Origin of the sequence: Actinoplanes palleronii, from assembly GCF_016862315.1 — a bacterium.
GTDB lineage: Bacteria > Actinomycetota > Actinomycetes > Mycobacteriales > Micromonosporaceae > Actinoplanes > Actinoplanes palleronii.
Genome location: NZ_BOMS01000003.1, coordinates 38,367 through 54,831 on the forward strand (window position 1 = coordinate 38,367; position 16,465 = coordinate 54,831).

The following is a 16,465-nucleotide window of genomic DNA, read 5'->3' on the forward strand; positions in this document are numbered from 1 at the left end:
GGTGAGCTAACCAGATCAGCCGCGCAGCCGGTACAGCACCGCGGTGGCGTGCTTCTTCTTCCAGCGCCCGGCCTCGACGTACTTCGCGGTGAGCAGCGCGCGCAGGTGCGGCCGGGCGGTGAGCGGGTCGGCGCGCTGATCCGCGATGACCAGCCAGACGCCGGTGGCGCCGGCCACCCGCGCGGCGTCGTCGGTGAACTCACCGGCGGTCAGCAGCCCGGTCTGCCCGGCCGGAGTCTGAAACAGCACGTCCCGCGGCCGGTCCGGCACCCCGCGCAGGTAGTAGTCCATCCCGGCGCGCATCGCCCGGTTCTTCGGCGGGTAGACGATCACGTCGCCGGGCCGGTCGTACGTGCCGACCAGGGTGGCCAGGCCGCGGTAGTCCGGGCCGTTCTTCGCGGTCGGCAGGCGGATCGACCGCTGGCCGGGCAGGGCGATCGCGGCCAGCAGGAGCAGCACCGCGCCGATCCGCACCATCCGCCCGCCGATCAGGTCCCGCCACGCGCGGGGCTCCGGCGTGTCGGCGACCAGCGCGACCGCGGCCAGGATCGCCAGCGGCGCCAGCGCCACGATCATGTAGCGGGCCACCCACATCGGCGAGAGCAGCACCGACGCCAGCGCGACCGCGGCGAACGGGCCGAGCGCCAGCACCACGATCGGCGTCAGTCGGCGGGCCGGCTGCCAGGCGGCCAGCACCGCCAGGCCGATCAGCAGCCAGGCCACCCGGCTGGACCCGGTGATCTCGCCGGGCATCGCGCGGATCGCGGCGACCGTGATCGGCTTGACCCAGTGCAGCTGGGTGCTGTCCTGCTGGGTGCCGAAATACACCAGCGGGGCCAGCGGCAGCAGGGCCAGCGCCACGGTCAGCAGCCAGACCCCCGCGGGCCGCCAGTCCCGGCGGCGCCAGGCGACGATGCCGGCCACCGTGGCGTGCGCGGCCAGCGCGGTGAGCGCGATCAGGTTGAAGCCGCCGAGGAGCAGCACCGACAGCCCGTAGAGCGCCCAGACGACGGCTTTCGGCACCCGACCGGCCGGGCCGCCGCGAACCGCGGCGAGCAGCAGAAGCAGACCCAGAATCGAGAAAAGACAGACGAACGCGTACGGACGGGCCTCGGCCGCGTACCGGGACGTGTTCGGAATGATCACCAGGATGAGGCCGGTGGTCAGGCCGATCAGCGGGGTGAACAGCCGCCGCCCGAGCTCGGCGGTGAGCCCGACCGCGCCGGCCATCGCCAGGATCGACGGCAGCCGCAGGGACAGCTCGCTGTCGCCGAAGATCCCGGTCCAGAAGTGCAGGAACCAGTAGTACGCGCCGAACACCGCGTCGACGTGCTGGACCAGCTGCCAGATCTGCCCGGTGGTCCGCGTCGCCACCTCGGCCGAGGTCACCTCGTCCCAGCTGAGCCGGGGACGGGTGGCGGCGTAGAGCGCGACCACGAGCATCAGCAGGCCGGAGACCAGCCCGGGCAGCACGGCACGGACCCGGTCACGGACGGACGGCGACTCGATCACTCAGTGTTCTCCCCCGGCCGGCTGCTGGCGATAGAAACGTAGCTCGTCGCCGCCAGCCCTTACCGTGAGTTAAGTCATGCGTGGGAACGGCCCCGGCGCGTGGTGCGCCGGGGCCGTTCCGGGACGCTCGCTCAGCTGCCGACCGGGCCGCCGTCCGGGCGCCAGGTGACGATCACGGCGGGCTTGGCGTAGCCGCCGTCCGGCCAGAACGAGGCCGGCTTGTCGACGGTGGCGCCGGAGATCTCGCCCGGGTGCTGCACCGCGGTGAAGACCGACTTGTCGTCGCCGGTGATGAACGGGCCGCAGGTCTCGGCGCCGCGCGGCACGGTGAGGAACTGCTTGAGGTGGCCCTTCTCCTTGCCCTCGATCGGCGTGGCGAACAGGCCGTCGTTGCTGCCCAGCGCGTTGCCGTCGGTGGAGATCCAGAGGTTGCCGGCGCTGTCGAAGGCGACGTTGTCCGGGCAGGAGATCGGCGAGACCGCGGACTTGTCGTACCCGCCGAAGTAGGTGTCGGCGGCGGCCGGGTCACCGCAGACGATCGGCAGCGTCCAGGTGAACGTGGTGCCGGTGTGGTCGCCGTGGTCCTCGGTGACCTCGAAGATGTGGCCGTGCTTGTTGGCGTTGCGCGGGTTCGCCTCGTCGGCCGGCGCGTTCGTGCCGACACCGCGGTTGGTGTTGTTGGTCATCGCCGCGTAGATCTTCCCGGTGCGCAGGCTGGGCTGCACGTCCTCGGGGCGGTCCATCTTGGTGGCGCCGACCGCGTCGCCGGCCAGCCGGGTGAAGGTCAGCACGTCGGCCGCGGTCATCCCGGGCACGTACGACCGGCTCCCGGACACCAGCTTGATCCACTGGCCGGTGCCGTCGAACCGGCCGTCGGCGGGCAGCGTGCCGGTGCCGTCGATCTCGCCGGCCGGGCTGTCCCCGGTCACCTTGGCGACGTAGAGCGTGCCGGACTCGAGCAGGGTCAGGTTGTGCTTGCGGGCCAGGTGCGAGTGCCCGGGCAGGAACTTCTTGTCGGACACGAACTTGTAGAGGTACTCGAACCGCTCGTCGTCACCCATGTACGCGACCACGTGACCGTTCCTGGCCACGATGACGTTCGCGCCCTCGTGCTTGAGCCGGCCCAGCGCGGTGTGCTTGCGCGGCGTGGACTCCGGGTCGAACGGGTCGACCTCGACGATCCAGCCGAACCGGTGCGCCTCGTTCGGGTGCTTGCCGAGGTCGAACCGCTCCTGCGCGCGGTCCCACTTGCGCGAGCCGCTCGGGTAGCGGGCGGTGGTGGTGATGCCGTACCGGGTCAGCTTGGGCTTGAGGGCCTCCGGGGCCTGGTCGGCGCCGACGAAGTACTGGTTGAAGTTCTCCTCGCCGGAGAGCACCGTGCCCCACGGCGTGACGCCGCCGGAGCAGTTGTTCAGGGTGCCGACCACAGTGGTGCCACGCGGGTCCGCCGCGGTCCGCAGCCACGCCGAGCCGGCCGCCGGGCCGGTCAGCCGGAACGTCGACGCGAGCGCGGTGAGCCGCCGGTTGTAGTGCAGGTGACGGCTCTTCACCGGCGTCCACCGGCCGGAGCGGCCGGCCCGCTCGATCTCCACGACGGAGAGCCCGTGCGCGGCGATGGCCACCTCGAGCTGGTCGACGGTGAGCGCGTCCAGGCTGGTGAAGCCCGGGAACATCAGCTCCTCGTTGGTGTACTCGTGGTTCACCACCAGCAGCGCCCGGTCGTGGCGGCCGGGGAGCGGCAGCACGCCGACGAAGTCGTTGTTGAAGCCGAACTGCCGGGACTGCCGGGCGGCGGTCTGCTGGTGCAGGTCGAACGCCGGGGCGCCGGCCACCACCGGGTCACCCCAGCGGATCACCACGGCGGTCTCGTAGCCGGCCGGGACGGTCACCGCGTCCCGGGTGTTCGGCGCGACCGTCTCGAAGGTCAGCGCGCCGGCCTTCGAGGGCTTGAGCTGCTGCCCGCTGCTCAGGACCTCGGTGGCCGGCGCGGCCGTCGCCGGGCTCGCCAGGGCGGCCGCGGCGCCGCCGAAGCCGAGCACCATGCCCCCGACCGCACCCGCGCGGATCACGCCCCGGCGGCTCATCTCCGCGTTGACCACGTCACCGAGGTACGTGTTGGCGGACGCGTTGGGCGCCGGGTGGTCGCAGGCGTTCCCGCAGCGGTAGAGACAGGTCATCGCGTCCCGGCTGCCACCGCTGTGCCCCAGCAGTGGCAGGAAGCGGCGTTTCTCGTCCGTCATCGCATCTCCCTCGTGGTCGTCCGCGCCGATGGCGGCTCTCGGGAAGGTAGGTGCACCGCCCGGCACCGACCACCGGATCCGGGTGAACGGGGGATGAACGTCGATGTCGTATATCCGTCGTCTACCCGGCCCGGCCAGCATGCGAGGGCACGACAACGACGCGCCGTCACCCTACTGACGGCGGGGGCGGCGGGTACGTGGTGGCGGGCGGCCGCCGGGCGCCCGCCGCCCGCCGTCGTGCGCAAGGGGCGCTGAGCACCGATGCAAGTGACAGGCAAGTGGGTCCGGGAACACTGTCCGCTCCGAAGCCGACAGTCACACCGAGGAGCGACCCCTTGCCCGGCACGAGCACCCCGTACACCCAAGAAATGATCATGATCCATCGGGTGTTCCGCCGCGAGGCCGCCCTGTTACTGCAGTTCGTCGGCGTGGCCGGGGAGGGCGACGTCGCGCGGTCCCGGCAGGTGGCCGACGCGGTCCGCGAGTACATCGGTGCCCTGCACCACCACCACACCACCGAGGACGAGCTGATCTGGCCGCTGCTGCACGCCCGCGCCCAGGTCTACGACGACCTGGTGGTCCGGATGGAGCAGCAGCACGAGGCGCTGGACGGCACCCTCACCGACATCCAGACGCACCTGCCGCGCTGGGAGGCCACCGCCGAGGAGCAGGACCGGGCCGCGCTGGCCGACGCGCTCGTGGTGCACCTGCGGATCCTGCACCAGCACCTCGCCGACGAGGAGTCGCTGGTGATGCCGCTGGTCGAGGACTTCCTCACCCCGCCGGAGTGGGAGCAGGTCGGCAAGCAGGGGCTGGAGAACGTGCCGAAGTCGAAGATCTTCCTGGCCCTCGGCGCGATCCTGGAGGACGCCACCCCGGCCGAGCGCGCCGAGTTCCTGAAGAAGGTGCCGGCGCCCGGCCGGCTGCTGTGGCGTCTGGTCGGCCGGCGGCAGTACCGCCGGCAGATGGCGACGCTGCGCGGCGGTGTCGCATGACGGTCACCTTCGCCCTGCTCGGGCCGGTCCGCGCCTGGCGCAACGGCGCCGAGGTCCCGCTCGGCTCACCGCAGCAGCGCACCGCCCTGACCGTGCTGCTGCTCCGTGAGGGCCTGCTGACCACCGTCGACGAGTTGGTCGACGCGATCTGGCCGGTCGGCCCGCCGGCCTCCGCGGTCGCCACCGTGCGCACCTACCTGTCCCGGCTGCGCCGGCTGCTCTGCGGGCCGTCCGGCTCGCCGAACGCGGTCCGGATCGGCTGGATCGGCGGCGGCTACGTGCTGTCCGCCCCGCCCGGCTCGCTCGACGTCCAGCTGTTCCACCAGCACACCGCCCAGGCCGCCGGCGCGATGCGGCGCGGCGACCACCCGGCCGCCGCGGCGGCCCTGCGCGCCGCGGTCGGCCTGCACCGGGGCACCCCGCTGGCCGGCGCGGCCGGCGGTTACGTCGAGGGCCAGCGCGCCCGCCTGACCGAGCTCTGCCGCAGTGCCGCCCTGGACCTGGTCGCGGTCACCGTCGAGCTGGGCGGCTACCCCGAGGCGATCGCCGACCTGCGCGCCATGGTCGCCGAGGATCCGCTGCGCGAACGCTGCCACGCGCTGCTGATGACCGCTCTCTACCGCGCCGGCCGCACCGCCGACGCCCTGTCCCACTACCGCAAGGTCCGCCGCATCCTCGCCGAGGAGCTGGGCGTCGAGCCGACTCCGGCCCTCCGCCACCTCCACCAGCGGATCCTGCTGGGCGACCCGGGCCGCCTCCTCCCCTCCCCCACTTGACCGCTCCCGATCACCACGTTCACCCCGATTCTGTCCGCGTGAGGGGTCCGGTCCGCAGGCATCAGCCACGTCCCGTGGCAGCCTCGCGCGACGTCCCGCCTCCTCCCGGCCGCGCCGCGCCCCCAGGCCCCGGCTGGTCGTGAGGGGTGTCTCGCGGTCCGCGAGACACCCCTCACGACCAGCCCGCGAACCGCCCGCGCGCCGCCCCCGGAACCCACCGCCGTGCCGCGGCCCCCGATTCCCGGCTGGTGCTCAGGGGTGCCTCGAGGGCCGGGACACACCCCTGGGCACCAGCCGGGTGCAGCGAGGCGAGCACGGCCACGGCGGTGACGATCTGCACGGTGCGTGCCGGGCAGCGCCCCGGCCACCACGGCGGCGAGCACCGGCGGCCGGCCCACTGGCGATTACTCCCCGCTTTGTTGACAGTAGGGCCGGTCGGGGCCCGCACCGTTGCCGGTGAACCGCCTCGACAGGTGATCGACAACGGGAAATCGCCTTACTGTCGCGTTGCCGACGAGAGCCGCACAGGAAACGAGAACGACTCGCGTGACCCCTTAAGATCCCGGGACGACACCACACGCGGTAACCCTGCGTGTGGTTCCGGAACCACACCGCCGGGCACTGGCCGGCAGCACGGAGCGCCATCTCGCCAATCACCCAGCGTGACAACGGACCGAGCGAAGGACCCCCGATGATCGAGATCCGTGTGCTCGGCCCGGTCGAGGTTCTGGTCCGCGGCGACGTCGTCCCGCTCGGTGGCCATCAGCAGCAGGCGGTGCTGGCCATGCTGGTCGCGGCCGGCGGCGAGGTGGTCACCGTCGACCGGATCGTCGACCAGCTCTGGGGCGAGACCCCGCCGCCGCGGCCGCTGGTGTCGCTCCAGGCGTACGTCTCACGGTTGCGCCGCCTCCTGGAACCGGACCGCCTGCCGCGCGCCGCCGCCGTGGTCCTGGTCAGTGAGGGTTCCGGGTACGCCCTGCGGCTGCCCGCCGGCGCCGTCGACGCGTGGGAGTTCGAGCGCCTGCTGCAGCAGGTCCAGGAGATGCGCACGCTGGGCCTGTCACCGGCCAACGCGGAGGCCGCCCTGACCCTGCTGCGCCGCGCCACCGCCCTCTGGCACGGCGACCCCTACGAGCAGTTCGCCGACGAGCCCTGGGCCGGCCCGGTGATCACCCGGCTGGCCGAGTCCCGGCTGATCGCCGGGCAGCGGATCGCGGCGTCGCTGCTGGTGCTGGGCCGGTTCGGCGAGGCGGTCCCGGCGACCCGGGCGCTGGCCGAGGCGGAACCGTTGCGCGGGCTGGCCTGGCGGCTGTGGGCGGTCGCGCTGTGGGCCGCGCACCGCTCCGCCGAGGCGCTCGACGTGCTGCGCCGGCACCGCCGCCATCTCGCCGACGAGCTGGGACTGGAGCCGGAGCCGGCGCTGGCCGATCTGGAACAGGCCATTCTGGAGCAGCGCCACGAGGTGCTCGCCGCCGAGTTGCGGTTCGGCCTGCCCGCGGACGACCCCTTTCCGGTACGCCCGGCCCAGCTCCCCCGGTCACCGGCCACGTTCGCGGCCCGTGAGTCCGAGATGGCCGAGCTGGACCGGCACACCGCCGACCCGGACGGCACCCCGCTGACCGTGATCAGCGGCGTCGGCGGGGTGGGCAAGACCACTCTCGCGGTCCGCTGGGCGCACCAGGCCGCCGGCCGCTACCCGGACGGCCAGCTCTACGCCGACCTGCGCGGATACGGCCCGGAGGACACCCCGCTCGCCCCCGGCGACGTGCTGCTCGGTTTCCTCGGCGCGCTCGGCGTGGCCGACCACCGGGTGCCGCCGGGCGAGACCGAGCGCACCACGCTGTTCCGCAGTGTGCTGGCCGGCCGGCGGATGCTGCTGGTGCTCGACAACGCCCGGGACGCCGAGCAGGTGCGCCCGCTGCTGCCCGGCGCGGCCGGCTGCGCGGTCGTGGTGACCAGCCGCCACCGGCTCGGCGGGCTGCTGGTCACGGACGGGGCGCGGCCGCTGCACCTGGACGGGTTCCGCGACGAGCAGGCGCGGGCGTACCTGCGCGGGCGGCTGGGCGCGGCACTCGCCGACGGCGAGCCGGCCGCCCGGGACGCGATCGTGGCCCGCTGCGGTGGCCTGCCGCTGGCGCTCGCGGTGGTCTGCGCCCGGGTCGGGTTCACCCTGGGCACGGTCGCCGAGGAGCTGGCCGAGGAGGAGGGGCTGGCCGCGTTCGCGGTGGACGGGGTCAAACACGACCTGCGCGCGGTGTTCTCCTGGTCGTACCGGCGGTTGCCGGCCGCCGCGGCCGAGCTGTTCCGGCACCTGGCGCTGCACCCCGGCTCGGATCTGCCCCTGGCGGCCGCGGTGAACATGGCCGGGCGGGACCGGGCCGGCACCCGGGCGCTGCTGCGCACGCTCTGCGACGCGCACCTGATGAGCGAGCGCCGCCCGGGCCGGTACGGCTACCACGACCTGGTCCGCGCGTACGCCGTCGAGCTGGCACACCGGCAGGACGAGCCGGCCGCCCGCGCCGACGTGCTCCGCCGGCTGGTCGAGTACCACCTGCACACGGCGTTGCGCGCGGCGGACGTCTACCTGTCGTACCCTCGCCCGGTCCGCGGCGGCGCGATGGCGGAGGACATCGTGCCGGACCGGTTCACCTCCCGCGAGGCGGCACTGGCCTGGATGGACGCCGAGTACGAGACCACCATGGCGCTGGCCGAGCTGTGCCGCACCCCGGGGCGGGAGCGTTACCTGGGGCCGTTCGTCTGGGCGCTGATCCCCTACCAGCAGGACATCCGGTTCCACCTGGAGGACTCGTTCACGCTGTCCCGGTGGGCGCTCGCCGTCGCCGAGCGCAGCGACGACCAGTGGTGGATCGGGTTCCTGAGCTATGTGATCGGTCGCGGTCACCTGTGGCTCAACCGGATGGACGAGGCCCGGCCCTATCTGGAGCAGGCGATCGAGGTGGGCCGGCGCACCGGCGACAAGCTGCGGCTGGCGCACGGGCTGCTCGGCACCGCGGTCGCGATCATCGGGTTGAACAGCGCGCCGACCCGGGAGCAGGCGATCGCGGCGTATCCGTACGGCCAGGAGGCGCTCGAGGCGTACCGGCTGGACAACGCGGAGATGGCCCGGTTCGAGGAGGCCAGCTCGCTGCACCCGATCGGCTGGTACCACTTCTACCAGCCGGGCGGCCGGGCGAAGGCCCGCGAGCTGTTCCAGCAGAGCTTCGAGATCCACATGCGGGGCGAGAACACCCTGGGCGCGGCCGGCGCGGCGATCCAGATGGGCCTGCTGATGCAGACCAGCGGCGATCTCCCGGCGGCGATCGCGGCGTTCCAGCAGGCCCTCGACCTGTACGGCACGTCGATGCCGAGCCGGCGCATCGAGCCGTTGATCGGTTTGTACACCGCGCACCGGTCGGCGGGTGACGACGCGGCGGCGGAACGGGCCCGGGCCGAGGCGCTGGGGTTGCTGGAGACCGCGCGGTACCCGGATCTGGCCCGGATCCAAGCGGTGCTCGGCGCTCCGCAGATCTGACAGGAAACCGTCCTAACCAGAGCCGCGGACAGTCACTTTCGTTAACGCTAACAAGTTGCCGGAAACAGCGCCAGAGCAGGGTATTACCAGCCAGGACATCGACGTCTTCCTCTTGACAGGGGCATCGATGTTTGCGTACACATTGCTCTTACGCCCCTACGGAAACATCCCCGACACACTCACGTTGCGTCTCCATCCCGCACCGGAGGACTCTTCATGCCCAAGAACAGCACCCGCCTGGCCGGCTTGGCCGCCCTGCTGGTCACGCTGCCGCTGGCGATCGCCCCGCCGGTCTCCGCGGCCGCGGTCGAACCCGACTACACGATCGCCCTGAGCCCGAAGGCCGACGGCCCCGCGCTGGCCAAGTCGCAGTACGGCGTCTTCTTCGAGGACATCAACTACGCGGCCGACGGCGGCCTCTACGCCGAGCTGGTGCGCAACCGCTCGTTCGAGTTCAACGCCACCGACGCCGGCGGCTACACCGGCCTGACCGCCTGGACGACCACCGGCACCGCCACCGTGGTCAACGACGCCCAGCGGCTCAACGACCGCAACCGCAACTACCTCAAGCTGACCGGCACGGTCACCAACGCCGGGTACAACACCGGAATCGCCGTCAAAAAGGGCGAAAAATACGACTTCTCGGTGTGGGCGCGGGCCGGGGGCAGCGCGCCGCTCCAGGTGACGCTGCAGACCGCGGCCGGGGTCACCCTCGCCGCGCCGGTGGACGTGAGCACCACCGGCGACGTCTGGACCAAGTACACCGGCACGCTGAAGGCCACCGCGACCAGCGACCGGGGCCGGCTCACGGTCGGCTCAGCGGCGCCGGTGAGCCTCGACGAGATCTCGCTGTTCCCCCGGGACACCTACCAGGGCCGGGCCAACGGCCTGCGCGAGGACCTCGCCGACAAGATCGCCGCGCTGAAGCCGGGCTTCGTCCGCTTCCCCGGCGGCTGCCTGGTCAACACCGGCAGCATGTACCCGTACGACGCCGCGAACAACTACCCGCGCGCCCGGTCGTACCAGTGGAAGGACACCGTCGGACCGGTCGAGACCCGGGCCACGAACAAGAACTTCTGGGGCTACAACCAGTCCTACGGCCTCGGCTACTACGAGTACTTCCAGTTCTCCGAGGACATCGGCGCCATGCCGCTGCCGGTGCTGCCGGCCCTGGTCACCGGCTGCGGCCAGAACCGCGCCACCAATGACCCGGCCCTGCTGCAGCAGCACGTCCAGGACGCCCTCGACCTGATCGAGTTCGCCAACGGCCCGGTCACCTCGACCTGGGGCAAGGTGCGCGCGTCGATGGGCCACCCGAAGCCGTTCGGCCTGACCACCGTCGCGGTCGGCAACGAGGAGAACCTGCCCGAGGAGTACTGGGCGAACTTCCTGAAGTTCCAGGCCGCGATCAAGGCGGCCCACCCGGAGATCGCGCTGGTCAGCAACTCCGGCCCGGACGACCAGGGCAGCACGTTCGACAACCTGTGGGCCAAGAACAAGGCGAACGGCACCGACCTGGTCGATGAGCACTACTACAACAGCCCGGCCTGGTTCCTGCAGAACAACGCGCGCTACGACTCGTACGATCGCTCGGGTCCCAAGGTTTTCCTCGGTGAATATGCCTCGCTGGACGCGAAGTTCGCCAACTCGCTGGCCGAGGCGGCCTACATGACCGGCCTGGAGCGCAACGCCGACGTGGTGAAGATGGCGAGCTACGCGCCACTGCTCGCCAACATCGACAACGTGCAGTGGAAACCGGACATGATCTGGTTCGACAACGACGAGTCGTGGGGTTCGACCAGCTACCAGATGCAGAAGCTGTTCATGACGAACGTCGGCGACCGGGTGGTGCCGAGCACGGTCACCGGCGGCGGCGTGATCACCCCGAAGCCGATCACCGGCGCGATCGGCCTCTCCACCTGGCGCACCGCGGCGACCTACGACGACGTCACGGTCACCCGCCCGGACGGCAGCACGATCTTCGCCGACGACTTCAACGACGGTGACGCCGACGGCTGGACCGCGGTGCAGCCGCGCGGCACGTGGACCGCGGCGAGCGGCGGATACGCGCAGACCGACACGGTCTCCGAGGACACCATGGTCAAGGCCGCCACCGTCACGGACACCGACTACGACTACACGCTCAAGGCCACCAAGCAGGCCGGCGCCGAGGGCTTCCTGGTCGCGTTCGGCATCCAGGAGACCGGCAACTTCTACTGGTGGAACCTGGGCGGCTGGAACAACACCCAGGGCGCCGTCGAGAAGGGCGTCACCTCGGCCAAGGAGCAGCTGCTCACCAAGCCGAACACGGTCAACACCGGGCAGACCTACAACCTCAAGATCCAAGTCCGGGGTACGAAGGTGACGCTCTTCCTGGACGGCGCCGAGTGGGCCAGCTTCGACGACAACGCGGTCACCGAGCCGTTCGCCCAGGTCGTCACGAGCGACGCGAAGACCGGTGAACTGATCGTCAAGGTGGTGAACGCCCAGGACAAGCCGGCGGTCACGAAGATCGACCTCGGGGGCCGCAAGGTCGCGCCGACGGCGAAGGCGACGGTGCTGGCCGGTGACCCGGGCGAGCAGAACACCCGCACCGCCGAGCCGATCCTGCCGGTGACCAGCACGATCCACGGCGTCGCGCCGACCTTCACCCGGGAGTTCCCGGCGAACTCGGTCACCTTCCTGCGCATCCGGACCCGATGAGGAGCCCGATCATGAATCGTCGAACCCTGCTGATCGGCGGCGCCGCCGGAGCCCTCGCCGTGGTCCTGCCGGCCGGCGCCGAAGGCGCACCCCAGGCCGACCCGGTCGTCGGTGACGCCACGATCTACGGCGTGCCGACCACCCAGCCGCTGGTCAGCCAGCGCGCCGACCCGTTCATCACCCCGCGGGTCAACGGCACGTACTACTTCACCGGCTCGGTGCCGGAGTACAACCGGATCGTGGTGCGCGGCGCGGACACCCTCGCCGGGCTGACCGACGCCGCCGAGACCACCATCTGGACGCGGCCGGCCACCGGCACCATGGCCGGGCACATCTGGGCGCCGGAGCTGCACCGCATCGACGGCAAGTGGTACGTCTACTTCGCCGCCGGTGACGCCGACGACGTGTTCCGGGTCCGGATCTACGTGCTCGAGTCGTCGCTGGCCGACCCGCGCGACCCGGCCGGCTGGACCCTCAAGGGCAAGGTCGCCCTGGAGTGGGACAGCTTCGCCCTGGACGCGACCACGTTCGCGCACCGCGGCAAGCGGTACCTGGTGTGGGCGCAGAGCGAGCCGGAGATCGCGGTCAACTCCAGCCTGTACATCGCCGAGATGGCGAACCCGTGGACGCTGAAGAGCAAGCCCACCCGGATCACCACGCCCACGAAGAGCTGGGAGATCCAGGGGTACCGGGTGAACGAGGGCGCGGCCGTGCTGATCCGCAACGGCCGGGTGTTCCTCACGTTCTCGGCCAGCGCCACCGACGCCCGCTACTGCATGGGCCTGCTCACCGCGGACGCCGGCGCGAACCTGCTGGACCGGGCGAGCTGGGTGAAGACCCCGGACCCGATCTTCGTGAGCAACGACGCGACCGAGCGCTGGGGTCCGGGCCACAACTCGTTCACGGTGGCCGAGGACGGCAAGACCGACGTGCTGGTCTACCACGCCCGCGACTACCGGGACATCACCGGCGACCCGCTCTACGACCCGAACCGGCACGCCCGGGTGCAGAAGCTCTACTGGCACCCGGACGGCACCCCGCTGTTCGGCGTGCCGGTCGGTGACGGCGGGCCGATCGTCCGGCTGTCCCCGGCCGACTCCAGCGCGCAGTACGTCCACCACACCGGCACCGTTGTCGACGTCGCCCAGGCGCCACGGGACCTGGCCGCCACCCAGTTCCGGTTCGTGGCCGCCGCGGACGGCACCGAGACGATCCAGTCGGTGGACCAGCCCACGTTGTTCGTCCGGATCGACGGCGCGACGGTGGCCCTGGCCACCACCGGCACCCCGGTCCGCCGGGTACCGGCCCGCGGCGGCGTGCTGATCCGCAGCGCCGCCGACCCGGCGATCCACTTGCGGAAGACCGCCGGAGTGATCACGGCAGGAAAGAGCGGAACGGCGTTCCGGCTCAGCTGACCGAAGAGCAAGGCTCAGGTCGGCCATCGGCGGCCCGATGAGGCGGGGGTGTTCAGCGCCCCTCAGATCATCGAGCAGCCGGTGGCCGACGCCCGGTACCGGGCCGTCGACGCCTCCGCACTGGCTTTCGTGCAGGTCGACCGCACCGGATTGATCCAGGACTGGAACCCGGCCGCCGAGCAGTTGTTCGGCTGGCGCCGCGACGAGGTGGTCGGCCGGCCGCTCGCGGACACCATCATCCCGGCCGCGCTGCGGTCGGCGCACAACGCCGGGTTCGCCCGGCGGGTCGCCGACGGTGACGGCCCCGGGATGAGCCACCGCTTCGAGCTGCCCGCCGTGCACCGCGACGGCTCCGAGCTGAGCATCTCGATGACCATGAACACCCTCGGCCCGGACGGCTTCTGCGCGTTCATCTCCGACCAGACCGAGTGGCACCAGGCCCGGCAGGAGCTGCAGCGCAGCAACCAGCTGATCACCGCGATCCTGCAGCACACCACCGCGGTGATCTCGGCCAAGGACCTGGACGGCCGCTACCTGTTCGTCAACGGCGAGTACGAGCGGGTCTTCCAGGTCGCCGCCGCCGACATGGTCGGCCGGGGCGAAGAGGACGTGCTGCCCGCCGCGGTGGCCGCCGGCAGCCGCGCCCACGACATCGACGTGGCCGGCAACGGCGCGGCCCGGACCGTGCTCGAGGAGCTGCCGTTCGGCGACGACATCCGCCAGTACGTGGTCACCCGGGTCCCGCTCACCGACCCGGACGGCTCGGTCTACGGCGTCTGCACGATCGCGATCGACGACACCGACCGCCGCCGCAGCGAGGCCGCCCTCGGCGCGAGCGAGGAACGGTTCCGGAACACCGTCAACAACGCGCCCGGCATGCTCTACCAGTTCCGGATCGAGCCGGACGGCACGTACGGATTCAGTTTCGTCTCCGCGGCGTGCCGCGACCTGTACGGCGTCGAGGCCGAGCAGATCACCCACTCCGGTGTCGACATCATGGACTTCATCGCCCCCGAGGACCGGAAGTCCTACCAGGCCGCGGTGCACCGCTCGATGCAGACCCTGGAACCGTGGGAGTGGCAGGGCGGCATCCTGCGCCGCGACGGTCAGCGCCGCTGGCTGTACGGCGTCTCCCGCCCGCACCGCGAGCCCGGCGGCGCCACCGTCTGGGACGGCATGCTGCTCGACCGCACCCGCGAGCACGCCGCGCGCTGCGACCTGGAAGATCTCGCCCGGCGACTGGCCACCATCTCGTTCACGACCGCCGCCGACGACCTCACCGACCCGATCGCCGAGCTGGTCGACCCGGCCGGCCACGACGAGCTCGCCCGGATCTGGGCCGTCGCCCGCTCCGGCGAGGCGGCCGACGCCGAGTTGACCGCTGCCGGACCGGACGGCGGCAGGCTCTGGATCCGCCTGCGCCCACGCACCGAGGACGACCGCCTGGTCGTCGACGGCACCGGCTTCCCGATGGAGGAACGTCCGTGACGGAGCAGGGGCGAGGGCCAGGACCGCGCCTGCCCCGCAAGCTCGGTGAGATCAGCATCCCGATGACCCCGATGCCGGCCGACACCCCGGTCAGTGAGCTGGAGGCGCTGCTGCGCGACGACCGGCACCGGCCGGGCGTCATCCTCCGCACCGAGACCGGGCACCGCCTGGTCAGCCGTTCCCTGCTGGAGCGGACGGCAACCGGGCGGCTCGGTTTCGGCCGGGCCCTGACCGTGCACCGGACCGCCGGCGACCTGACTCCCGCCGACGCGCAGGCCCTGCCGGCCGGCACCGACATCGACGTGGCCGCCGAGGCCGCCCTGGCCCGCCCGGCCGACGACCGCGAGGAGCCGGTGCTGGTCAGCTGGCCGGACGGCCGCTACGGGATCGCACCGATGATGGACCTGCTGGCCGCGATGGCCGGCCGGTACGCCCGGCTGTCCCGCACCGACCAGCTCACCGGCCTGCCCAACCGCAGCATGATCGCGGCCGAGGGGCAGAGCCGGTTGGACGCCGGTGGCCTGGTCGCCGTGCTGCACCTGGGCCTGGACCGGTTCCAGGACGCCAACGACGTGCTCGGCCACCACGGCGCGGACACCCTGCTGCACCGGGTCGCGGCCACGCTGAGCGCCGTCCGCGGTCCCGGAAACCTGGTCGCCCGGCTGGACGGCGACCAGTTCCTGGTGCTGGTCTCCGAACTGCCGGCCGGGCACACCCCGCAGAGCATGGGCCGGCTTCTGGCCACCGGCATCCGCGGGCCGCACCCGATCGACGGCCTGCCGATCAGCGTCGAGGTCAGCATCGGCGTGAGCGCCGCCGACCATCACGACATCACCGTGCTGCAGCGCCGCGCGGCCGCCGCGATGCGCCGCGCCAAGCAGGACCGCACCGGCGTGGTCGAGTGGACGCCCGGCCTGGACAGCACCCAGCGGGTCGACCTGCGGCAGCTCACCGAGCTGCGGACCGGGCTGCGCGCCGGGCACCTGCGGCTGCACTACCAGCCGCTGCACGACGCCACCACCCGGGAGATGCACGGCGTGGAGGCGCTGGTCCGCTGGCAGCACCCGCAGCGCGGCCTGCTGCCGCCCGGCGTCTTCCTGCCCGACGCGGAACGCTCCGACGTGATCCTGGAGCTCACCGACTGGGTGCTCGCCGAGGCGCTGCACCAGGCCGCGGCGTGGAAACGCGACGGCCACCACGTGCCGGTGTCGGTGAACCTGCCGGCCGCGTACCTGGCACAGGACCGCGCGGTGCGGACCATCCTGGCCATGCTCGAGCTGGAACGGGTGTCACCGGACCTGCTCACCGTCGAGATCACCGAGACCGCGGTGCTGACCAATCCGGATCAGGTCGCGGCACAGCTCTCCGAGTTGCGGCTGCGCGGCGTCCGGGTGGCGATCGACGACTTCGGCACCGGCTACACGTCGCTGGGCCTGCTCCCCCGGCTGCCGATCGACGAGCTGAAGATCGACCGCTCCTTCGTGGTCCAGATGCACGACTCACCGGCACACGCCACCATCATCGACTCGGTGATCGCGATCGCCAAGGCGCTCGGCATGAAGGTGGTCGCCGAGGGCGTCGAGGACGAACAGACCGCCGCCGACCTGGCCAGCGCCGGCGTCGACCTGCTGCAGGGCTTCCACCTCAACCGCCCCACCCCACCCGAGGCAGTCCCGCTGCTCCCGGTCCGCCCCCTGGTCCGGATCGTCTGATCCTCCGGTACGACCTGAGCACCACCCCAGCGCGCGGCCCGGCACCGGCACCGGCGCCGCTGCCGGTGCCGGTGCCGGTGCCGGTGCCGGTG

At 72.1% G+C, this 16,465-nt stretch carries 9 protein-coding genes; 7 read left to right on the forward strand and 2 right to left on the reverse strand.

Features of this window, described 5'->3' with window-relative positions; translation table 11 throughout:
• Positions 1 to 15 precede the first annotated feature (15 nt).
• Both Apa02nite_RS00610 and Apa02nite_RS00615 read right to left on the reverse strand, forming a co-directional pair.
• Positions 16 to 1,512, reverse strand: coding sequence for a glycosyltransferase family 39 protein (locus Apa02nite_RS00610; RefSeq protein WP_203823326.1), 1,497 nt, complete (start codon positions 1,510 to 1,512; stop codon positions 16 to 18).
• A 131-nt stretch (positions 1,513 to 1,643) separates the two neighbouring features.
• Positions 1,644 to 3,752 (reverse strand): PhoX family protein, encoded by a 2,109-nt coding sequence (locus Apa02nite_RS00615; RefSeq protein WP_203823327.1) that lies wholly within the window; start codon positions 3,750 to 3,752, stop codon positions 1,644 to 1,646.
• A 368-nt stretch (positions 3,753 to 4,120) separates the two neighbouring features.
• Between Apa02nite_RS00615 and Apa02nite_RS00620 the strand changes: the two genes are divergently transcribed.
• The 7 genes from Apa02nite_RS00620 to Apa02nite_RS00650 all read left to right on the forward strand — a co-directional run bounded on the left by Apa02nite_RS00620 (position 4,121) and on the right by Apa02nite_RS00650 (position 16,373).
• Positions 4,121 to 4,747 (forward strand): hemerythrin domain-containing protein, encoded by a 627-nt coding sequence (locus Apa02nite_RS00620; protein WP_067701484.1) that lies wholly within the window; start codon positions 4,121 to 4,123, stop codon positions 4,745 to 4,747.
• Positions 4,744 to 5,523, forward strand: a complete 780-nt coding sequence (locus Apa02nite_RS00625) for an AfsR/SARP family transcriptional regulator (protein ID WP_203823328.1) — start codon at positions 4,744 to 4,746, stop codon at positions 5,521 to 5,523. The genes Apa02nite_RS00620 and Apa02nite_RS00625 overlap by 4 nt, the downstream gene beginning before the upstream one ends.
• Positions 5,524 to 6,214: 691 nt before the next feature.
• Positions 6,215 to 9,055 (forward strand): AfsR/SARP family transcriptional regulator, encoded by a 2,841-nt coding sequence (locus Apa02nite_RS00630; protein WP_203823329.1) that lies wholly within the window; start codon positions 6,215 to 6,217, stop codon positions 9,053 to 9,055.
• A 216-nt stretch (positions 9,056 to 9,271) separates the two neighbouring features.
• On the forward strand, positions 9,272 to 11,758 hold the full coding sequence (locus tag Apa02nite_RS00635; RefSeq protein ID WP_203823330.1) for an alpha-L-arabinofuranosidase family protein: 2,487 nt from the start codon (positions 9,272 to 9,274) through the stop codon (positions 11,756 to 11,758).
• 11 nt (positions 11,759 to 11,769) lie between these two features.
• Positions 11,770 to 13,173: a glycoside hydrolase family 43 protein gene (locus Apa02nite_RS00640; RefSeq protein WP_203823331.1), complete on the forward strand. Its 1,404-nt coding sequence runs from the start codon at positions 11,770 to 11,772 to the stop codon at positions 13,171 to 13,173.
• Between the two features lie 48 nt (positions 13,174 to 13,221).
• A complete protein-coding gene (locus tag Apa02nite_RS00645; protein ID WP_203823332.1) occupies positions 13,222 to 14,661 on the forward strand; it encodes a PAS domain-containing protein in 1,440 nt (479 codons plus the stop codon).
• On the forward strand, positions 14,658 to 16,373 hold the full coding sequence (locus tag Apa02nite_RS00650; RefSeq protein ID WP_203823333.1) for a putative bifunctional diguanylate cyclase/phosphodiesterase: 1,716 nt from the start codon (positions 14,658 to 14,660) through the stop codon (positions 16,371 to 16,373). Before Apa02nite_RS00645 ends, Apa02nite_RS00650 begins: the two co-directional genes overlap by 4 nt.
• Positions 16,374 to 16,465 lie beyond the last annotated feature (92 nt).

Excerpts from the sequence above, each read along its gene's own strand:
- Apa02nite_RS00615 (WP_203823327.1), bottom strand. The coding sequence starts at position 3,752 with ATGACGGACGAGAAACGCCGCTTCCTGCCACTGCTGGGGCACAGCGGT.
- Apa02nite_RS00620 (WP_067701484.1), top strand. The coding sequence starts at position 4,121 with ATGATCATGATCCATCGGGTGTTCCGCCGCGAGGCCGCCCTGTTACTG.
- Apa02nite_RS00625 (WP_203823328.1), top strand. The coding sequence starts at position 4,744 with ATGACGGTCACCTTCGCCCTGCTCGGGCCGGTCCGCGCCTGGCGCAAC.
- Apa02nite_RS00630 (WP_203823329.1), top strand. The coding sequence starts at position 6,215 with ATGATCGAGATCCGTGTGCTCGGCCCGGTCGAGGTTCTGGTCCGCGGC.
- Apa02nite_RS00635 (WP_203823330.1), top strand. The coding sequence starts at position 9,272 with ATGCCCAAGAACAGCACCCGCCTGGCCGGCTTGGCCGCCCTGCTGGTC.
- Apa02nite_RS00640 (WP_203823331.1), top strand. The coding sequence starts at position 11,770 with ATGAATCGTCGAACCCTGCTGATCGGCGGCGCCGCCGGAGCCCTCGCC.